Genomic DNA, 18,210 nt, shown 5'->3' with positions numbered 1-18,210 from the left:
GGCGGGCCGACGGGACGCCGGCCCGGGTCACGCGCCAGCGGCCCACCGCGCGGGATTCCGCGCGGTGGGCCGGAGTCGGGGATGCCGGTGGCGGGTCAGCCGAGCGGACCGAGATAGCGCAGGTCGATCGCGTCCAGCCCGAATCCGTACCGCGGTGAGGACGCTGGTTTGCCCGTCACCTCGAAGGTGAGCGTGTGGGTGCCGGCGGCCAGTTCCACCACGCCGTGGTCGCGGCGCGCCGTGTCGACGCCACCGCCGGTCAGGCCGTGGGAGAAGGTGCCCAGGTCCCGGCCGTCGAGACGGGTGCGCTGCGTCCCGAAGTCCCAGGCCCGGGTGTACGAGAGGCCGAGGTCGTACCGTCCGGCCCGTGGCGCGTTGAAGGTGAGAGAGAAGGTGTCGCCCACCGAGTCGCCCTGGAACAGCACCTGCGCGTCCGCCGACCAGGTCACGCCGCAACAGTTCTCCTGCCGCCCGGCGGGAGCGGTGGACCGCAGGGTGGGCAACAGGCTCTCCGCCTCGATGACCGTCGTCGCGCCCGGCCCCGGAGCGCTCAACGCGTCCAGTTCCGCCAGGGTGGTGTAGGGATTCGTACCGAGATCACCGATCAGGCGGACACCCGTGGCCGTGACCGCCCGGTCCAGTTGCAGGTCGCTCTGCTGGTAGGGGCGCCCGCTCAGGGGCCGGGACCAGACGGAACCGCTCGCCGCGTCGCGCCAGACACCGTCCGTTCCGCGCAGTTGCACCCTCGCCGACCGCAGCCCCGCCGCAGCGCCGGCAACCACCCGGACGGTGTGGACCCAGACCGGCCGGTCGTAGGTGACCGTGAAGGTCTGGGTGCCGCCGGAGCCGCGCGCCGAGACGTACCGGGCCTGGTGCTGCGACGGCTCGACACCGGAGAAGTCGGCCTCCCGCCCGTCGGCGATGGCCGACGCGTACGACACGCCTCCGCCATCGGTGCTCCCGGCCGGATCCAGGTTGGCCCACACCGCACCACCGGCCCTGCGGACCTGGTTGTTGGCGCTACGCCGGTGGAGCTCGACCAGCGGGTTGGCCGCCGCGAGGGAGGCCGGATCGCTCGGCGCCGGTGCCCGGTCCGGGATGCCCCAGCCGCCGCCACCGGCGCTGCCGCGTGCCTCGCGTACCACCTGATCCACCAGGGGAAGCATCCGCTGCGCCATCAGGGTGAAGGTGTCCTCCGCCGCCGGGTCGCCGGGCAGGAAGTCGGGGAGCGCGTCGCGGGTGCGCAGGCTGTGGTACCGGTCGGAGAGCACGCGGTCGGGGAACTGGGCCCGCAACTCGGCGGTGCCGTACAGCAGGCCGAGCAGGCCACCGAGGGTGGCGGTCGGGTTGTCGGAGTCCCATCCGCTGAGGGTGCCGATGCGTACGGTGCGCTTGAAGTCGCCGAGGCCGTAGAGCAGCGCCAGCACGCCGGTGGCCAGGTTGACGCTGGACTCGTACCAGTCCCGGTAGACGAAGCCCTTCTCGCCCGCCCTGGCCTGGTAGCGCTGGTAGATCTTGTCGCGGGTGGACTCCCAGTCGTCGACGTCGGGGTTGGCCAGGAAGTCCGCCAGCACGAAGTCGACGACGTCGGCGCTCTTGGAGCCGTTCGGCAGGTACCGGCGGGCTTCGCGGGTCAACCAGAGCATCTGGTCGCGCCGGGGGGCGGTGGTGTCGACCGCCGCGGCCAGCGAGTAGAGAAGCACGAAGAACTGCGCCGCGTGCGCCGCGTAGCTGTCGGCGGTGGTGCGGATCGGCAGTTCGGACAGGCGCAACGCCTGTTCCGGCATCCGGGGTGCCAGCGCGCCGAAGAACTCGGTGGTGAGTTGCGCGTCGATGCGCAGGGAATGGGTGTTGGCGACGTTCATGCCGGTGGCCGGCGGCAGCGCCCTCTCCCCCATCAGGGTCCGCGCCCGGCTGTTCGAGACGTAGATGTAGCGGTTGACGTGCCGCTGCCAGGTGGTGGCGATCTGCTCCGGGGTCAGCCGTACGTCCCGGTAGGTGCTGGCCATCGCGTGCAGGTAGGTGTACTCGATGTCGGTGTCGTCGTCGGCTCCCCAGGGATCCTGGACGACGTAGTCGATCCTCCTGCCGTCGCCCAGCCGGGTGCCCCAGTCGGCGTCGGTGAAGAACGGTGTGGTGACGCGGAGCCCCTCGGTGGTGAGCCCGGTCCAGTTGGCGAGCGCCTCACCCTGCCACATGGCCCGCAGCTTGTCGGCGTACGCGACCCGGTCGACCGGGGCCGCGGCGGTCGCCGGCGACGCGGCGACGGCGGCGGCGGACGACGACGCGAGCAGCGCGGCAGTCGCCACGACGGCACACCTTCGGCGGAATCGCTTCATCGAATTCTCCACTGCTGATGGACGGAAAAGCGCCTGATCAAACGCTCCTGCGACGACGGTTCCCACTCCGGACAGACGCTGTCGGCATATACCGGCACGCCCGACGGCTAATTGAGGAAAGCCGATGGAGAAGATTGTTGTGAGCCATTTCGGGGTTGCGCAAGGGTTGCGGACTTCGTCGATGCGACGGTGTGGGCGACACTCGCGGACGACCACGTCACCTCCGGGGTTCGACGCGCCACACGAACGCGTCGCTGATCAGCGTCGGCGGACCGAACAGCGCCTCCAGCGTGTCGCGCAGGGCCGCCGACCGGGGCCCCTCGACCGCGGCGGCCACACACGAGGCCCGTCAGAAACGCACGTCCCAGCCGGCCCGGGCGCGGTCTTCCGGGCTGATCCGGGGGACCATCCCGGTTTCCGCCACCGTGGCCAGCAGCTGCGAGGTGGGCTGGGGTACGTGCCAACCGACGCGCGTCCACCGGCGCCGTAGGGGGCGATGAAGAAGCCCTCCGGGATCGCGAACCGGGCGTCGGCGGCCGCCGCCCAGCCCATCGTCCAGGGTTCCCGGGGCGTGGGCAGCGGCACGGGCACCAGCACCCGGCCCGGCTCGACGCACTCGCTGCCAGGCCCCGCTGGAGAAGCAGTCGGGCGTCGGCGTCCGCTGGGTGGCCGGTAGCGGCGCGGGCGCGACGGACAGCACCGCCAGCAGCACCGCCGCGGCACCGTGAACCGCACCGGCGCGAGGGGTGACGCCAACGCCCGGTCCGCCGCCAGCACGAACAGCGTCGCCACCAGGGGTACGAGCGCCAGCGCGAACCGGGTCGGCAGCGCCCCGTCGACGACCGGAAGGCCCTCGATCAGCGCGTACGGACCCGTCCCTCGCGCTGGCCTGGCTGCCGCCCACGAGCGTCGAGAAGCCCGCCCGCACCCTCCTGCTCCGCGGCCTTCCCACCGGTCGCGGCGGTCGGCGCGCCGGGCAGGCCGGCTCGGCTCACCCCTGCTGCAGCCAGGGGTAGCGGGCGGTGTCCTGCCCGGCGTAGTCGGGATCGAGGTAGATGAAGACGCGCTGGATCTTCCAGTCCCGGATCTCGAACACGTCGCACCAGCGTCCGGCGCCCCACTCGGGGACCCCCGCCCGCCACGGTCCGTCCCGGTGCTCGCCGTGGCTGGCGCCCTCGCACACCACGGTGTCGCCGCCCGAGAAGACCCCGTTGAAGTGCGGGTAGTGGTGCTCGATCTGCTTGATCGTGCCACCCACCTCGGTGAACAGTCTGCTGCGGTTCAGGTCCGGTCCAGCAGCGGGACCTCGAGAAGACCCACGAGTTCGTCGAACGTGCAGTCGAACAGCTCCCGTACCGCCACGCCCTCGTCCTCGATGAGGAACACCGCGAGGTCGGTGTAGACGCGGCTGACGCAGCCCACACCGGTCAACGGGTAGGTGCACTCCGGCACCAGCTTCGCAACCCCGTCCCGCGACAACAGATCCATCATCACGAACGTCTCCTTGGCCCCGATGGCGAGGTCCATCGCGCCGCCCACGGCCGGGATGTCGTCGGGCCGGCCGGTGTGCCAGTTCGCGAGGTCACCGCGGGCCGACACCTGGTAGGCGCCGAGTACGCAGACGTCCAGGTGGCCGCCGCGCATCATGGCGAAGGAGTCGGCGTGGTGGAAGTACGAGGCGCCGGGCAGTTCGGTCACGGGAACCTTGCCGGCGTTGATGAGGTCGAGGTCGATCGCGTCCCCCTGCGCCTCGGGCCCCATGCCCAGCATGCCGTTCTCCGTGTGCAGCACGATGCCGCTGCCCGGGGAGAGGTGGTTGCTGATCCGGGTCGGCAGCCCGATGCCGAGGTTCACGAAGGCTCCGTGCGGGATGTCGCGCGCGACGCGGGCGGCGAGCTCGTCCTTGCCGAGGCCGCGCCGGCCCACCCCGGTCACTGGCCCGCTCCGACCGGCTCGGGCACCGGCACGGGCGCCGGCACCTGGACGATGCGGTCGACGTAGATGCCCGGCGTGACGATGACCTCCGGGTCGAGCGCACCGACCGGCACCAACTCCTCGACCTGCACGACCGTGGTCGTCGCGGCCGCCGCCATGATCGGCCCGAAGTTGCGCGCGGTCTTGCGGTAGACCAGGTTGCCGAGTTCGTCGGCCCGGTGCGCCTTCACCAGGGCGTAGTCCGCTCGCAGCGGGTACTCGAGCACGTAGTGCCTTCCGTCGATCTCCCGGACCTCCTTGCCCTCGGCCAGCGAGGTCCCGTAGCCGGTGGGCGTGTAGAAGGCTCCGATGCCGGCACCCGCGGCGCGGATCCGCTCGGCGAGGTTGCCCTGCGGAACGAGCTCCAGCTCGATCTCACCGGCCCGGTACTTCTCGTCGAAGTGCCAGGAGTCCCGCTGGCGGGGGAAGGAGCAAACGATCTTGCGTACGCGGCCGGCACGGATCAGCGCCGCCAGGCCCACGTCGCCGTTTCCGGCGTTGTTGTTGACCACGGTGAGATTCGTGGCGCCGCACGCGATGAGCGCCTCGATGAGTTCGACCGGCTGGCCGGCGGTGCCGAATCCGCCGATCATCACCGTGGCGCCGTCGGGGATCCCCACCACCGCCGCGGTCGGGTCCTCCAGGATGCTGGCCATGGCTCAGGCGTCCAGGTTCTCGAGGACCACGGCGAGCGCCTGCCCGACACCGATGCAGATCGCGGCGACCCCCCACCGCTGGCCGGAGGCGCACAGCGAGCGGGCGAGCGTGCCGAGCACGCGGGTGCCGGAGGCGCCCAACGGGTGACCGATGGCGATGGCGCCGCCGTGTGCGTTGACGATGTCGGGGTCGACGCCCCAGGCGTTGACGCACGCCACGGTCTGGGCGGCGAACGCCTCGTTCAGCTCGACCGCACCCACGTCACCCCAGCCGATGCCGGCGCGCTTGAGCGCCAGGTTGGCGGCCTCCACCGGCGCGAACCCGAAATACTGCGGGTCGTTCGCGGCAGCCCCGCGACCGGCGATGCGCGCCAGCGGCGCCCGACCGACGATCTCTTCGGCGGACGGGCTGCCCAGCAGCACCGCGGAGGCGCCGTCGTTGAGCGGCGAGGAGTTCCCGGCGGTCACCGTGCCGTCCTGCTTGCGGAACACCGGCTTGAGCGCGGCGAGCTTCGCCAGGCTGGTGTCGGACCGGATGGACTCGTCGCGGGCGAGGTCCACCCCGGGCACGCCGACGACGAGGTCGTCGTAGAACCCCGACTCCCAGGCGCGGGCGGCCGTCTGGTGCGAGCGCAGCGCGAAGGCGTCCTGCGCGTCGCGGTCGACCTGCTCGCGGATCGCGAGCAGCTCGGTGGCCTCGCCCAGCGAGACCGTCCACTCCGGGTTCATCCGCGGGTTCACCAGCCGCCAGCCCAGGGTGGTGGACACCAGCGCCGCGTCCCCGGCCGGGTACGCCTTCTCCGGCTTGGGCAGCACCCAGGGCGCCCGGCTCATCGACTCCACACCGCCGACCAGCACCACGTCGGCCTCGTCGAGGGCGATCTGGCGGGAGGCGACGATGGCGGCGTCCAGGCTGGAGCCGCAGAGCCGGTTCACCGTCGTGGCCGGTACCGACGTCGGCAGGCCGGCCAGCAGGCCGGCCATCCGGGCGACGTTGCGGTTGTCCTCCCCGGCGCCGTTGGCGTTGCCCAGCACGATCTCGTCGACGCGGTCCGGTGCCAGCGCGGGCGCGCGCTCGACCAGCGTCCGCAGCACGTGGGCCGCCAGGTCGTCCGGCCGCACGCCGGCCAACGCGCCGCCGTAGCGGCCGAAGGGGGTGCGGACGGCGTCGTACAGATACACGTCGGTGGGCATGGGTCAGGCCTCCTCGTGAGCCGCGGTCGCGGGCGCCAGGACGATGTCGAACCGCACGCGTGACCACGCGCGGTCTCCCAGGTCGCGGCCATCGGGGGTCGGGGATCCGGCCGGCTGGGGCGCGAAGTCCTTGACCAGCGAGTCCCGTACTCCGAAGACGCTGTCGCGGTCCAGCAGCTCGTCCCCGCGGACGAAGATGTGGGTCACCAGGGTCCGGTAACCCTCCCCCTGGATCATGAAATGCAGGTGTGAGGCCCGCATCGGGGACCGGCCGGTGAGGGCCAGCAGCCGGCCGACCGGTCCGTCGTGCGGGATCGGGTACGGCGTCGGGGTGACCCCCCAGAAGCGGTAGCCGCCGTCCGCGTCGCTGTACAGGTGGCCACGGGCGGCGACCCGGTCGTCGCCGTACTGGACGTCGTAGAAGCCGTCCTCGTCGGCCTCCCAGACCTCGATCCGCGCATGCGGCACCGGGTTGCCGTCGGTGTCGGTGACCGTGCCCTCGACCCAGCACGGCTGCCCGGACGCCCCGGCCGCGATGTCACCGCCGAGCTCGATCTTCGGCGAGCCGTCGACGAAGAACGGGCCGAACACCGTCGCCTCGGTGGCGTCGCGGTACGCCTCGTTGTTGACGGTGACGGTCTGCATCGAGGCGCCCAGGACGTCGGAGAGCAGGATGAACTCCTGACGCCGGTCGTCGGTGATGTGACCGACGGCGGTGAGGAACCCGATGGCGCGCTGCCACTCCTGCTCGGTCGGCCGCACCTCCCGCAGGAAGGCGTGCAGGTGCCGGGTGAGCGCCTGCATCAGCTCCCTGACCCGCGGATCCGGCGCGTTGTCGAACGACGCGACCACCCGCTCGACCAGCTGTGACTCACGGTCCTGCTGCTCGGGGCTCATGCCAGCTCCCCTCCGTCCCATGCTCGGTGTAGCAGGTCCGCGAGGTTCTCGCGGGTGACCGGCGTCGGGTTGCTCGGCGGCACGACCGCCAGGACCGCGTCGACTGCGGCCGGGATGTCGGTCTCGCGCAGCCCGTAGTCGCGCAGGGCGCGCGGTGCGTCCACCTGCTCGCGCAGGCGCCGCAACCCGTCCAGGGCGGACGCCGCACCGAAGGCCGCCGCCATCCGCTGCGCGCTGTCGGGGACCGACGGTGCGTTGAACGCGAGGACGTACGGCAGCACCACGGCGTGGGTCTGGGCGTGCGGGAGGTTGTACATCCCGCCGAGCACGTGGCAGATCTTGTGGTGCAGCCCGGAGCCGGCCGAGGCGAACGCCACGGCGGCCAGGTAGGCCCCGTACAGCGTCTGCTCACGCCCCTCGATGCCCTGCGGATCACGCACGACCAGGGGGAGTCCCTGGCGAAGGGCGCGGATGCCCTCCAGCGCGAGCGCCTGGTCGATCGGGTCGACCCGCGGCGCCCACATCGAGTCGACGCAGTGCGCCAGCGCGTTCAATCCGGAGGCCACGCTCAGTGGCACCGGCAGGGACAGCATCAGGCTGGCGTCGTAGACGACGGACCGCGGCAGCACGCGGGGATCGACCCCGGTGGTCTTGCGGCCGCCCTCGGTCAGTCCCCAGACGTTGGTGGCCTCGGAGCCCGCGTACGTGGTCGGGACGGCGACGATGGGCAGCCCGGTGGTCAGCGCCACCGCCTTGGCCAGGCCGGTGGTGGAGCCGCCACCGATGCTCACGATGGCATCGACGTCGTGCTTCTCGGCGGCCGTACGGGCCCGCTCGGCGACCTCGGTGGGCACGTGCATCACCACCTCGGTGTGGCGCACCGCGTTCGGCAGGTCGGCCACCAACGGGTCGGCCAACGCGCTGTCGGCCTCCGCGGCGATCACCATCGGGCGGGCGGCGCCGAGTCGGGCCACCTCGTCGGCGAGGTGACCCGCCGCCTGGTAGGAGGCGAACACCACCCGCTGCGGCAGCGTCTCGTGCGTGAAGCTGACTCTCACGCCGCATCACCCCGGCCGAGGATCGCCGACATCGCCTCGCGCAGCGCCCGCTCCGGATCAGCGGCCAACCGCATCGACCGCCAGCCGATGTGCTTGTCCGGGCGTACCAGGAGCACGCCGTCCTCCTCGACCTCCCGCACCCGCGCCCAGTCGTAGTACAGGTCGGTCACCTCGCGCCCAGGGCCGATCACCACGGCCTCCAGCGGCACACCGAGCTCCTGGCCGACCTTCTCGGCGGCCGCCACCCACGGCTCCCCCGCGATGCCGGTCAACACGGTGAACCGGGTCATCGGCGCCAGGTCGAGCGTGGAGACCTTGTGCCGGGCATCGCCCACCCAGGCGTGCGGCAGCCGGGATCCGGGGACCGTGGAAGGCTCGTAGTACAGCTCCGGGTCCCGGCTCGGTTCCGGCCGGCGGGTGGCGTCGGAGACCACCGCCTCGGACTCGTAGAACTGCCCCAGCTCGACACCGTGGGCGTTGAACTCGTAGTGCTTGAGCTCCATGGCCGACATCAACGCGGCCCGCTTGGCCGCCCCCTCGGGAGTGTTGGCCTTGCGCTCCTCGATCCGCGCGGCCATCTCGGCCTCGTCCTTGGCGTCGAGCAGGCCCAGCGCCTCGAAGAACTGGACGAACTCGCGGCTGGACCTGTTCGCCCGCTGGACAATCTGCCTGGCCACCGGCGCCCGCTCCACCGAGTAGGTCTCCAGCAGCGAAGGCGCGGCCTGCTGACGGAGGACGGCCGCCAGCTTCCAGGCGAGGTTGTAGGAGTCCTGGATCGAGGTGTTCGACCCCAGACCGTTGCTCGGCGGGTGGCGGTGGACCGCGTCCCCGACACAGAACACCCGCCCCGACTGCAGATGGGTCGCGTACATCTCGTTGTTGCCCCACAGCGACGTGCCGGTGATCTCCACCTCGATGTCGGGCAGCCCCAGCAGGTTGCGCACGATCTGGACGGCGGCGGCCTCGTCCACGACCGGTGGGGGTTGGCTGATGTCGTAGCCCCAGACGATGAGCCACTCGTTCCAGGGCCGCACCATCCGCACCAGCCCGGCCCCGATGCCGCCGACGTTCGACCCGGGCTGGATCACCCAGTAGAGCACCGACGGCCGGTGGTCGCAGTATGCCGCGATGTCGGCTTTGAACGTGATGTTCATCGAACCGGCGATGTCCATCGCGCCTTCCATCGGAAGGCCGAGGTCGGCGGCGACCTTGGAGCGGGCGCCGTCGGCCCCGATGAGGTACTTGGCCCGGATCGTGTACACCTGGCCGGTGAGGCGGTCCCGCACCTCGACGCTGACGCCGTCGGCGTCCTGCCGGTGCCCCAGGTACTCGGTGGAGAACCGGGCCTGGGTACCTCGCGTCACGGCGTTGCGCAGCAGGATCGGTTCCAGGTGGGTCTGGGGAATGTCGACCGGCAGGCACGGTGACGCGAGGCGGTAGTCGGCCTGCCGGGCGGGATGCGTACCCCAGGTGAGGATCCGCCCGATCTCCTCGCCGGCGATCGAGGTGCAGAAGACGGTGTCGCCCATCAGCTCGTGCGGAGTGGCGTCGGCGAGCACCTGGTCCTCGATGCCCAGGTCCCGGAAGACCTCCATCGAGCGCTGGTTGGTGATGTGCGCCCGCGGCGTGTTGGCCGTCCACCGGTACTTCGTGATCATGATGTTCGGGATTCCCAGCGTGGACAGGAACAACGCTGCTCCCGCGCCCGCCGGGCCCGAGCCGATGACGACGACGTCGGTCGTCACCGTCGATCCCTGAGGTAGCGGCGTCTCGGCCATCCCGTCGCTGAACACTGCCATCAGATCCCCCACTCCACTGCTCGGCGTGTGGTCCTGGCCACTCGCTCGACAAGTGTGCGGCGGTGCTCCGCCGCCCCAGCAAGGGCTGAAGCCGTAATACGGCGGAAAGACGAAGGTGTGGCGGAATCCGAGAACTAACCGAGCCGGCCCGCGCGGGCCTGCCGACGCAGGTCGGTGGCCCGCATGCCGAAGCGCGCCCGGAACGCCTGCGAGAAGTGGGTGGCCGAACCGAAGCCGCAGCGCGCCGCGACCTCACCGACCGGCAACTGCGGCGAGGACCCGAGCAGCGCGCGGGCGCGTTCCAGCCGCCGCGCCAGCACGAACTGCGGGACAGTGGTGCCGGCGGCGGCGAACGCCCGGGACAGGTGGCGTTCGCTGATGCCGATCCCGGCTGCGACGCGGGCGGCGGTCAGGCGGCTGTCGGTCAGGTGATCCTCGATGAACGTCCGCGCGTTGGCCAGATGCACCGTGCCGAGCTGGGCCGGACGGCTGCCGGCCATGCTCGCGAGCAGGTCGAGGGCGATCCGTTCGTCGACGGGCTCGCCTCCCTCGGGGCGCAGGGCACGGTCGATCAGCCTCGCGAACGTCCGTGCCGGAACGTCACCCTTGGCGAAATCGCGCACCAGCGGGGTGCTGAGCGATGTGAGGCCGGTCAACTCGCGGAAGAGCGGACGCGGCACCTTGATCGCGAGTTCCTCCAGGCCGCGCGAGAAGCCGCGCATGAACGGACGATCGGCATCACAGATGAGGGCCTGCCCCGGGCGCAGGGTGAGCACTCCGTCGTCGTGGTAGAAGAACGCCTCCCCGACGAGGGTCAGATAGACCGCGACCGCGTCCGCCGGATGCTTGCGGATCACCTCGGCCGGACGTTCCACGACGTGCGCGTTACTGCGGACGCGAGCCAGATGCAACTGCTCGAGCTCGAGGTTGAGCTCGGTTGCGTCGAACGGCGCCCCGCCCAACGTGTGACACCGCAGGCCGATCAGCGCGTGCGCGTTGTGGTCCTCCCACAGCGCGATCCGCTGGGCCTCCGGGAGCCCCCCGGTGCTGAAGCTCACCGGCCGCCGGGCCGTCGCCGAACCCGTCGTCACGGTCACCCCCACTGTCTTCGGCCCGATCCTGAAGCCATCCTAGCGCGATGAATGACACATCATTCACTTTGCGGAATGCGCCGCTTACACACATTCCCTAACGCCGATGGATGCGTTGTCGCTTTCTGGGCCAGCACAATCCGCCAGCGGATCTCTCAATTGCAACTGAAGGCCGACGGGCGTTTGCGACCGGTGTCTCTCGCCGACCGCCCGGGTCGGTGGGCGCGGTGGTCGTGCCGTACGGCACTGGTCCCGCGCCCCAGGGTTAGAGCCGGCCGGGTGGGGTAGATCCGCCTTCCACCCGGCCGGCGGGACCATCCTCAGCCCGCCACCTGCGGTGGGGCTGCCGAGATGTCTCGGAGGGTCGATGCCAGCTGGACCAGCGGGAGTGAACGGGCCGGCGATGCCGGACGACGTGGTGGAGTTGCGGGTGCACGGGATCGCCGCCGCAGGTGCCGCCCAGGTGTTGGACCGACCGAACGTGCAGCAGGTCGCGGGGGATGGCAGCGCGGGCTTCTACCGGCCCCAGTCCCGGCCCTGCTGCCCGGACGCCGACGGCGCGGGTGGGGTGACCCTGGAGGCGTACCGGTGGAGTGACCTGCCCTCCGGCACCGCGGTTCGGACCCTCTCGCTGCTGTTCCTGCTGCCGTTCATGCTGCTCAACCTCGCGGTCTGGATGCGCCCGGGGAACCCGGCTTCCGACACGGTGGTCAAATCTCTGTGTCGGGTGCTGGGCCTCACCCTGACCGTGCTGTACGTGCTCGCCGTCGTCGGTGTCACGCTGGACCTGGTCGCCTGGCAGTGCATGTCCTCCCCGGCCTGCATGTCCGGTCGTAACTGGCTGTCCTGGCTGGGTGGACGTCCCACCGGGTTGCGGCTGGCCGTGCTCGCGCTGGTCCCGACCGCCGCCATCGGCCTGATCTGGTGGGTCAGCACGCGCCCGGGACGGTCGTTCACGGCGTTCCGCCCGCCGGAGAGCAGGGTGTCCGGGCATCCGCTCAGCGCGGTCGGCCAGTGGGACGCCGAGCCGCTGGTGGGACGGCTCCGCTCGATCCATGTCGCTGCGGCGTTCGCGACACTGGACGCCAGCCTGCTGTTCGCCCGGGCCGCTCAGGGCGGCTCCGCCACCACCATCGGCTTGGCCGCGGCAGCGGGAGGCGTCCTGGCCACCTGTGTGGCCCTGCTCTGCACCCCCCCGCTGATCGACCGGGCCCCCACGAACCGGCGGCTCGACGACGCCGCCCGCCTGCTGCGGACGATCGCCATCGGTCTCACCGTCGCGGTCTGCGCCCACGTCCTGGCCAGTCCCACGCGTTGGCAGGAAGGGGGTGGCCTGCCCGGCTACGGCTCGACCCTGACCTGGCTGTTCGTCGCTCATGCCGGGCTGCTGGCCGCCCTGGCCGCCGCGCTGCTGTGGCGCCCGAACCGACAGTCGGGTCGCCCGCCGCTACTCGGGCTGGGCGCGCTGATCACCGCGACCGCGGCCGCAAGTATCGCGGTGGCGTTCTCCGCCGAACTCGTCCACCGGGTGGCCGACTACCTGGACCGCACCGCATCAGCCCCAGTCCCACAAGACCTGGTCCCCCGCCCAGCAGCCGCGTACACCTGGGCGATCTACGGCTTCTTCCGGGCGGCGCTGATCACGCTGGTCGTCGCCGGTGTGGTGGTCGTGATCTCCCGACGCGACCGCTCCCGCGCGGCGGCCGCGATCGTCGCACGCGACTTCCCGGACCCGCCGAGGGAGGCCGCGCCCCGGCTGCGGCAGGTGCAGCAGGCGATCGTCCGGGCCCGGTTCAGCGAATGGCTGATACCGCTGGCCGTGGTCTACGCCTGCCTCGCCGGACTCAGCGCGGCAAACGCCGCAGTAGACCTACTGGGGCTGTATCCAGGCGAAACAATCGAGCGGTATGCAGGGGTGCCGGCCGGCCTGGTCGACTTCGGCATCGGGATGGGCAGCTACCTGATCGCGGCGACCATGCTCAGTCTGGTCATCGGCGGAATCTTCGCCTATCGGACCGCCGGGTTCCGGCGCCACGTCGGCGTGCTCTGGGACCTGGCCACCTTCTGGCCTCGCGCCGCCCACCCCTTCGCGCCGCCCTGCTACGCCGAGCGGGCCGTGCCGGAGCTGGCACGACGCATCACCTACCTGGTCGAGAGCGGCAACGCCGTCCTGATCGCCGGGTACAGCCACGGCTCCGTACTGGTCACCGCCACCGTCCTCCAACTGCCGCCCCACGTCAGCGGCCGGGTCGCCCTACTCACCTATAACTCACCACTGCGCCGGTTCTACGCCCGACTCTTCCCCGCCTACATCGACGACGACCTGCTGCACGACGTGGGTGATCGAGTCGGCTGGCGATGGTTGAACCTGTGGCGCGACACCGACCCGATCGGCGGATGGATCTTCTCCGCCCACCGGCCGGACGAGCCGCTCACCGTCACCGGTCCGGCGGCAACCGTGGACCGCCGCCTCCGAGACCCGAGCGACGTGGTCGTCCCACCCGACGACAGCGTCCCACCACCGATCAGGGGACACGGGCCGCTCGAGTCCGACGAGCCGTACATCGAGGCGGCGCGCGAGCTGGTCGGGCGCCTCGGCGCACCGATGGGTCCAGGGCCTCATCCGGCCGACCCACCGGCCGGACGATGAATTCGCCCGCCCCGGCCCTCCCCGATCAGGCCCGGCTCCCCTGACGCCAGGGCCTTGAGGTCTCGATCAGAGCCGCCGGGCCGACGCGTCCGGCGTCACCTGCGGATGATCGCCGGTGGCCTCGCTCTGCCGGGCTCGTGGCGACGGATCCGGCAGCCTGCCGAAGGCGCACCGGACCTGGCTGTTGGCTTCCGCCTGGGACAAGCCGGACGCGACGAGCAGGTCGCTGGCCGCGGTGCGTATCTGGGCGAGGACGACGGTTCCGGAGAAACCAATGTCCTCCCCGTACGCCGTGCCGGCATGTTGAACGGCTTGCAGGGCTTTCGCCCGCGCGTCGCGGGGCTCCCGTCGAGCCGCGAACTCGTCCCGAAGTATCCGTACCGTCTCGGCAAGAGCGAGAACCGCGTCGATCATCCTTGCCGAGACCGGCTCCTCGTCCTCGATGACAGTGACGGCTCGCCGGATCAGTGCCCCGCTGCTGCCCATCGCTCTCTCCAACGGTTCGGCGGTTCGGGCGTAGTGACTGAGCACACCGTGCCGGTGCCGCCATGAGAACGGAGACAGCCGGGTCACCTCCCGTGCGCCCGCGACCGCCTCCCGCAGGACCCGAAGTTCCTCCTGGTTACCGCGCAATCGGTCCCGGGCACGGATCGCCCGCTCGATATCGCGCTCGCACAACGCCTCTGCCGTTTCCGTCAGTTGCTCGACCAGCGTTCGCAGCGCCGGTCCGGCGGCACGCCGGACCACTCTCAACGGGTTCACCGGCAGGAGGATCGCCGTGATCAGTGCGACCCCACCGCCGAGCAGCGCGTCGATGAACCGGGAAAACTCCACGTTCGGGGCCTGCGGGCTCAAGGTGGTGATCAGCACTGCCGTGCTCGCCGTCTGGATCACCACCGCCGCCCGGCTGCTGAGTGCGAAGGCTACGAGGATCGACATGACGACAACCAGGCCGAGCTGCCAGGGCCCGGTGCCGATGAGAGACAGCAGCACATCACCAACGAGCACCCCCAGCGCCACACCCACGACCAGCTCGACGAACCGCCGTACCCGCTGGCCCACCGACACGGCCAGAGCCCCGACGGCAGCGAGCGGGGCGAACACGGGACTGGGATTGCCGGTCAGTTCGTGCGACAGCAGCCAAGCGGCCACCGCAGCGATGCCCGCCTGCAGGGCCACGATGCCTCCGCCGTACACCCGGACCGCCCGCTCTCGCACCTTGAGCCGTTGGACGAGCCGGTCCTCGGCGGCACCCCCTCCACCCGCCCGCACGAACCGCTCCCAGCGCGAGCCGGGACTCCGCTTCAGGTCTCGGCGCCGTGGCACCTGTTGACGCATGCTGCGCTTTACCCGTGACTGCGCGCCACACACGGCCAATGGCGATCTGCGAGCGGAATACCGCGACCGTACGAATAACGGGTGATCGACCGATCAAGGGAGAGACGCCAGATGACGACCCTTCAGGTCACCGGCCTCGTCCGTTCAAGACAGCGGGTCGTCGGTTCTCGCAGTCGCGCTGAGGCGATCCCGGATCAGCGCGATCACGGTGTCGGCTGTGCGGTCGAGGTAACTGCGGCCATCGGGTAGCCGAGCCTCCGGGCTGATGTAGCTGCGCGGACCGACGTGGGTGGCCGGGTCGAGCCAGTGCACCGTGATCTTCCCTGCCCGGTCAGCCCGGTTCCAACCGCTCCACCGGAACAGCCGCCACCGCTGCGGGAACATCCAGTTGCTGACTCGCTCGATCCGGTCGCCGGCACTGGTGAGCCGGTCGAGGTGCTGGGCGTGGCTGATGTCGTTGGCGCCGTTGTGGAACCCGCCCAGAGTGATCAGCCAGAGCGGGGAGCGCAGCTGGGACCACAATTCGTCCACCGCGCCGGTGGCGACCTGGGCGCCGCCGCTGTAACTGAGCATCACCACGGGGATCCCGCTGTCACGCCGGTAACCGGCGAGCCGGAGCTGAGTGGCGATCTGCGAGCCGACGGCGCGGTTGTACAGGGGACGGTACCGGCGGTCGGCGGCGACGAAGATCTGCATCACGTTGTGCAGGAACAGCACCAGCCCGATGTGGCGGCGCAGCCATACCCACACCGGCCGGTCGGCGAGCGGAAGGGCCAGCGGCGAGTAGGGCTGCACCTGGCCCAGCACCCTGAGCTCCGGCGCCCCGTCGATCAGGGACTTGACCAGTCGGCCGCCGTCGCGGGTGTCGTGGAAGCGGCGTTTCCCGATACCGTCCAGATAGACCAGGTATGCGTCCGGGGGGCGGTCCGGGTCCGCGCCCCGGGCGGGGGGCATGCCCTTGGGGCGTGCGATGGTGGGAGTCCGCCAGCCCGCGGCATAGACCAGCACCTCGTAGCGGGCGAGCAGAGCTTCGGCGAGCAGGACCAGTCCGATCCCGCCGAGCAGCAGCAGGAGCGCAAGCTCGATCATGTTTGCGGCTCCGGTGCTCTTGGCCTGTTGAGCCTCACGACCAGGCGGCGGATGCCCTCGACGGCGACGCCGAGCCCGACTCCCGCGATGGCTAGGCAGCCGGCGGCATCCCACCAGCCGACCCCGGCCACCGTGGCGAGCGCACCAGCGAGGCCGGCCCCCACTCCCACCATGAGCAGCAGGTGCAGCAGCGGCCCGAGCAGCGGGAACGCGAGGACTGCGGCAAGCAGCAGCGGGGCAACCAGGCCTGGTGTCCAGACCAGCGCGGCCTCGTCGGACGGTGCGGTGGGCAGCACCAGCTCGGCAAGGGTCCACGCGGACAGTGGCCAGAGCGCGAATACCGCGCCGTCGACCACGGCGCCGGCCAGCATCAACCCGACCACCCTGGTGCGCGACACGCCAGACAGGCGTGCCACCACGGGCACGAGACGCCCGGCGGCTTCGGACAGCCCGGCGAACAGCAGCAGGATGGCGACGAGGGGGGACATCGGTCAGCCCTGCGGTGGCAGATCGGCAGAGACCGGCTGAGTGACCCGGCCGGTCTGCTGCACATAGCGCTCGAGTTCGTCGGCGGCGCGCGAATAGCCGCCTGCCTCGCGCTGGGCGACCCGCAGGGTGCTCGCAGCGGCCCGGAATCGGGGCTCGTCGAGCAGGCGCCGGGCGAGGGCGCGCACGACCTCCGCGTTGACGTCCTCGGTGCGGATCGCGAGGCCGGCATCGAGCTCGACGATGCGGGAAGCCACCAACGACTGGTCAGCGCCCTGCGGGACCACCAGCATCGGGACGCCGGCGTCCAGAGCCTCGTTGACGCTGTTCACCCCGCCATGGGTGATGAACAGCGCTGCGCGGGACAGCACCTCCAGCTGCGGTACGGAGCGGTGGGCGATCACGTTCGCCGGCAGCGGACCGAGCGCGGCGGGATCGGTGGGTCCGGTGGCGACGATCACGGTGCCACCCAGCGGGGCGAGCGCGTCGGCAAAGCTGCGCAGCAGCCGGGGGTCGGCGCCGAACACCGTGCCCAGCGAGGCGTACAGCACCGGGTCCCGCAGCCGGTCGACCGGGAACGACGAGTCGGCTGGGCGGGCGCCGGTGCTCGGTCCGACGAACCGGTAGGACTGGTCGAAGCTGTCGGCCTCGGGGTGGAACGCCCGCGAGGTGTAGACCAGGTTGAGCGGCTGACGGATGTTCGCCAGGTCGACCAGGGGTATCCCACGGGTGTCGTACCGGCGGCGCAGCTCCCAGCGCGACCTCAGGTATCCCCCGGCGGGGCGGGGCAGGGCCGCCGCCGCGGCGAGCAACTCCCAGGAGCCGCGGGTGGGGCTGGGCACGTGCCGGTTGAACGCGAACGTGGTGAACGACGCCGCCGCCGGCACGTCGAGTTCCCGGGCGGCCACCGGCCCCCACAGGCAGGCGGAGTCGTGCACGATCAGATCGGGCCGGGCGCCGCGCAAATCGGTGAGGACGGCGGGCAGCACGCGTACGGCGGTGCGCGCAAGCTGCTCCATCAGCGTGACCGGCGTTGGCGGGCCGGAAAGCGGTATGTCATCCCCGGAGTAGAGGAGCACTCGCGCGCCGGTGGCCGCGATCTTTTCTGAATAGGCGGGCGTCGTGTGGTAGGTGACGGAGTGGCCACGACGAACAAGCTCGGCCACGATCGGCAGCGTCGGGTTGATGTGCCCGTGCATGGCGATGTTGAGGAATGCGACTGCGCTCATCGGCCGACCCCGGACAAGGAAGGCGTCAGTGCCCGGCACCATGTAACGATCATGATCCGCCCTTCTCGGTAACAGCGTAGACGCCACCGGACGGGACAGGGCGCGGACAAGGTACTCGCCTCGTTTCGCGGGCAGGTTCGAGCGGGTCGAGCCGCACCACAAGGCCATCGATCTTGAGGTCACGACGTTTCGGCAGCTCACTCACCAGGCCGGACATGCCGCCCGGATGCGATGCGACGCCTGTTGTAACGGGCGGTGCGGGACGCCGACGCGGTCCGCGACGACCTGCGAGCCCTGATGGCCGAACGGCTCGGCGACCCGGGGTGCGGTACTGGTCCCGGACGAGACCTTTCGAGCGTGACGTGCGTCAGCAGTTCCGGATTGCTCGCCTGACGGGCCGCGCCTGCCCT

At 71.1% G+C, this 18,210-nt stretch carries 14 protein-coding genes; 1 reads left to right on the top strand and 13 read right to left on the bottom strand.

Features of this window, described 5'->3' with window-relative positions:
• Positions 1 to 95: 95 nt before the first annotated feature.
• From V6U79_RS08820 to V6U79_RS08780, 9 genes are all read right to left on the bottom strand, one after another.
• Positions 96 to 2,309 (bottom strand): ADP-ribosylglycohydrolase family protein, encoded by a 2,214-nt coding sequence (locus tag V6U79_RS08820; RefSeq protein WP_334521863.1) that lies wholly within the window; start codon positions 2,307 to 2,309, stop codon positions 96 to 98.
• 1,021 nt (positions 2,310 to 3,330) lie between these two features.
• Entirely contained in the window at positions 3,331 to 3,597 is a 267-nt protein-coding gene (locus V6U79_RS08815; RefSeq protein WP_334521860.1) for a nuclear transport factor 2-like protein, read from the bottom strand.
• A 23-nt stretch (positions 3,598 to 3,620) separates the two neighbouring features.
• Positions 3,621 to 4,274, bottom strand: coding sequence for a 3-oxoacid CoA-transferase subunit B (locus tag V6U79_RS08810; RefSeq protein ID WP_334521857.1), 654 nt, complete (start codon positions 4,272 to 4,274; stop codon positions 3,621 to 3,623).
• Complete coding sequence (locus V6U79_RS08805) at positions 4,271 to 4,969, bottom strand: 3-oxoacid CoA-transferase subunit A (protein ID WP_334521854.1); 699 nt, start codon at positions 4,967 to 4,969, stop codon at positions 4,271 to 4,273. Before V6U79_RS08805 ends, V6U79_RS08810 begins: the two co-directional genes overlap by 4 nt.
• A gap of 3 nt (positions 4,970 to 4,972) precedes the next feature.
• Positions 4,973 to 6,163, bottom strand: a complete 1,191-nt coding sequence (locus V6U79_RS08800; RefSeq protein WP_334521851.1) for a thiolase family protein — start codon at positions 6,161 to 6,163, stop codon at positions 4,973 to 4,975.
• Positions 6,164 to 6,166: 3 nt separating this feature from the next.
• Positions 6,167 to 7,060, bottom strand: coding sequence for a hydroxyquinol 1,2-dioxygenase (locus V6U79_RS08795; protein WP_334521848.1), 894 nt, complete (start codon positions 7,058 to 7,060; stop codon positions 6,167 to 6,169).
• Positions 7,057 to 8,118, bottom strand: coding sequence for a maleylacetate reductase (locus V6U79_RS08790; RefSeq protein WP_334521845.1), 1,062 nt, complete (start codon positions 8,116 to 8,118; stop codon positions 7,057 to 7,059). The genes V6U79_RS08795 and V6U79_RS08790 overlap by 4 nt, the downstream gene beginning before the upstream one ends.
• Positions 8,115 to 9,863: an FAD-dependent oxidoreductase gene (locus V6U79_RS08785; protein ID WP_334521842.1), complete on the bottom strand. Its 1,749-nt coding sequence runs from the start codon at positions 9,861 to 9,863 to the stop codon at positions 8,115 to 8,117. The genes V6U79_RS08790 and V6U79_RS08785 overlap by 4 nt, the downstream gene beginning before the upstream one ends.
• 188 nt (positions 9,864 to 10,051) lie before the next feature.
• Positions 10,052 to 11,014 (bottom strand): helix-turn-helix domain-containing protein, encoded by a 963-nt coding sequence (locus V6U79_RS08780; protein ID WP_334521839.1) that lies wholly within the window; start codon positions 11,012 to 11,014, stop codon positions 10,052 to 10,054.
• Positions 11,015 to 11,375: 361 nt separating this feature from the next.
• Between V6U79_RS08780 and V6U79_RS08775 the strand changes: the two genes are divergently transcribed.
• On the top strand, positions 11,376 to 13,658 hold the full coding sequence (locus V6U79_RS08775) for a hypothetical protein (RefSeq protein ID WP_334521836.1): 2,283 nt from the start codon (positions 11,376 to 11,378) through the stop codon (positions 13,656 to 13,658).
• A gap of 66 nt (positions 13,659 to 13,724) precedes the next feature.
• On the opposite strand, the gene V6U79_RS08770 is transcribed toward V6U79_RS08775, so the two are convergent.
• From V6U79_RS08770 to V6U79_RS08755, 4 genes are all read right to left on the bottom strand, one after another.
• Positions 13,725 to 14,837 (bottom strand): FUSC family protein, encoded by a 1,113-nt coding sequence (locus V6U79_RS08770; RefSeq protein ID WP_334521833.1) that lies wholly within the window; start codon positions 14,835 to 14,837, stop codon positions 13,725 to 13,727.
• Between the two features lie 303 nt (positions 14,838 to 15,140).
• Entirely contained in the window at positions 15,141 to 16,085 is a 945-nt protein-coding gene (locus V6U79_RS08765; RefSeq protein WP_334454927.1) for a hypothetical protein, read from the bottom strand.
• Positions 16,082 to 16,573, bottom strand: coding sequence for a hypothetical protein (locus tag V6U79_RS08760; protein WP_334521830.1), 492 nt, complete (start codon positions 16,571 to 16,573; stop codon positions 16,082 to 16,084). The genes V6U79_RS08765 and V6U79_RS08760 overlap by 4 nt, the downstream gene beginning before the upstream one ends.
• A gap of 3 nt (positions 16,574 to 16,576) precedes the next feature.
• Entirely contained in the window at positions 16,577 to 17,800 is a 1,224-nt protein-coding gene (locus tag V6U79_RS08755) for a macrolide family glycosyltransferase (RefSeq protein WP_334521827.1), read from the bottom strand.
• Positions 17,801 to 18,210: the final 410 nt, after the last annotated feature.

The organism is Micromonospora psammae, from assembly GCF_036902725.1.
GTDB lineage: Bacteria > Actinomycetota > Actinomycetes > Mycobacteriales > Micromonosporaceae > Micromonospora.
This window is presented reverse-complemented; position numbering and strand designations above follow the sequence as displayed.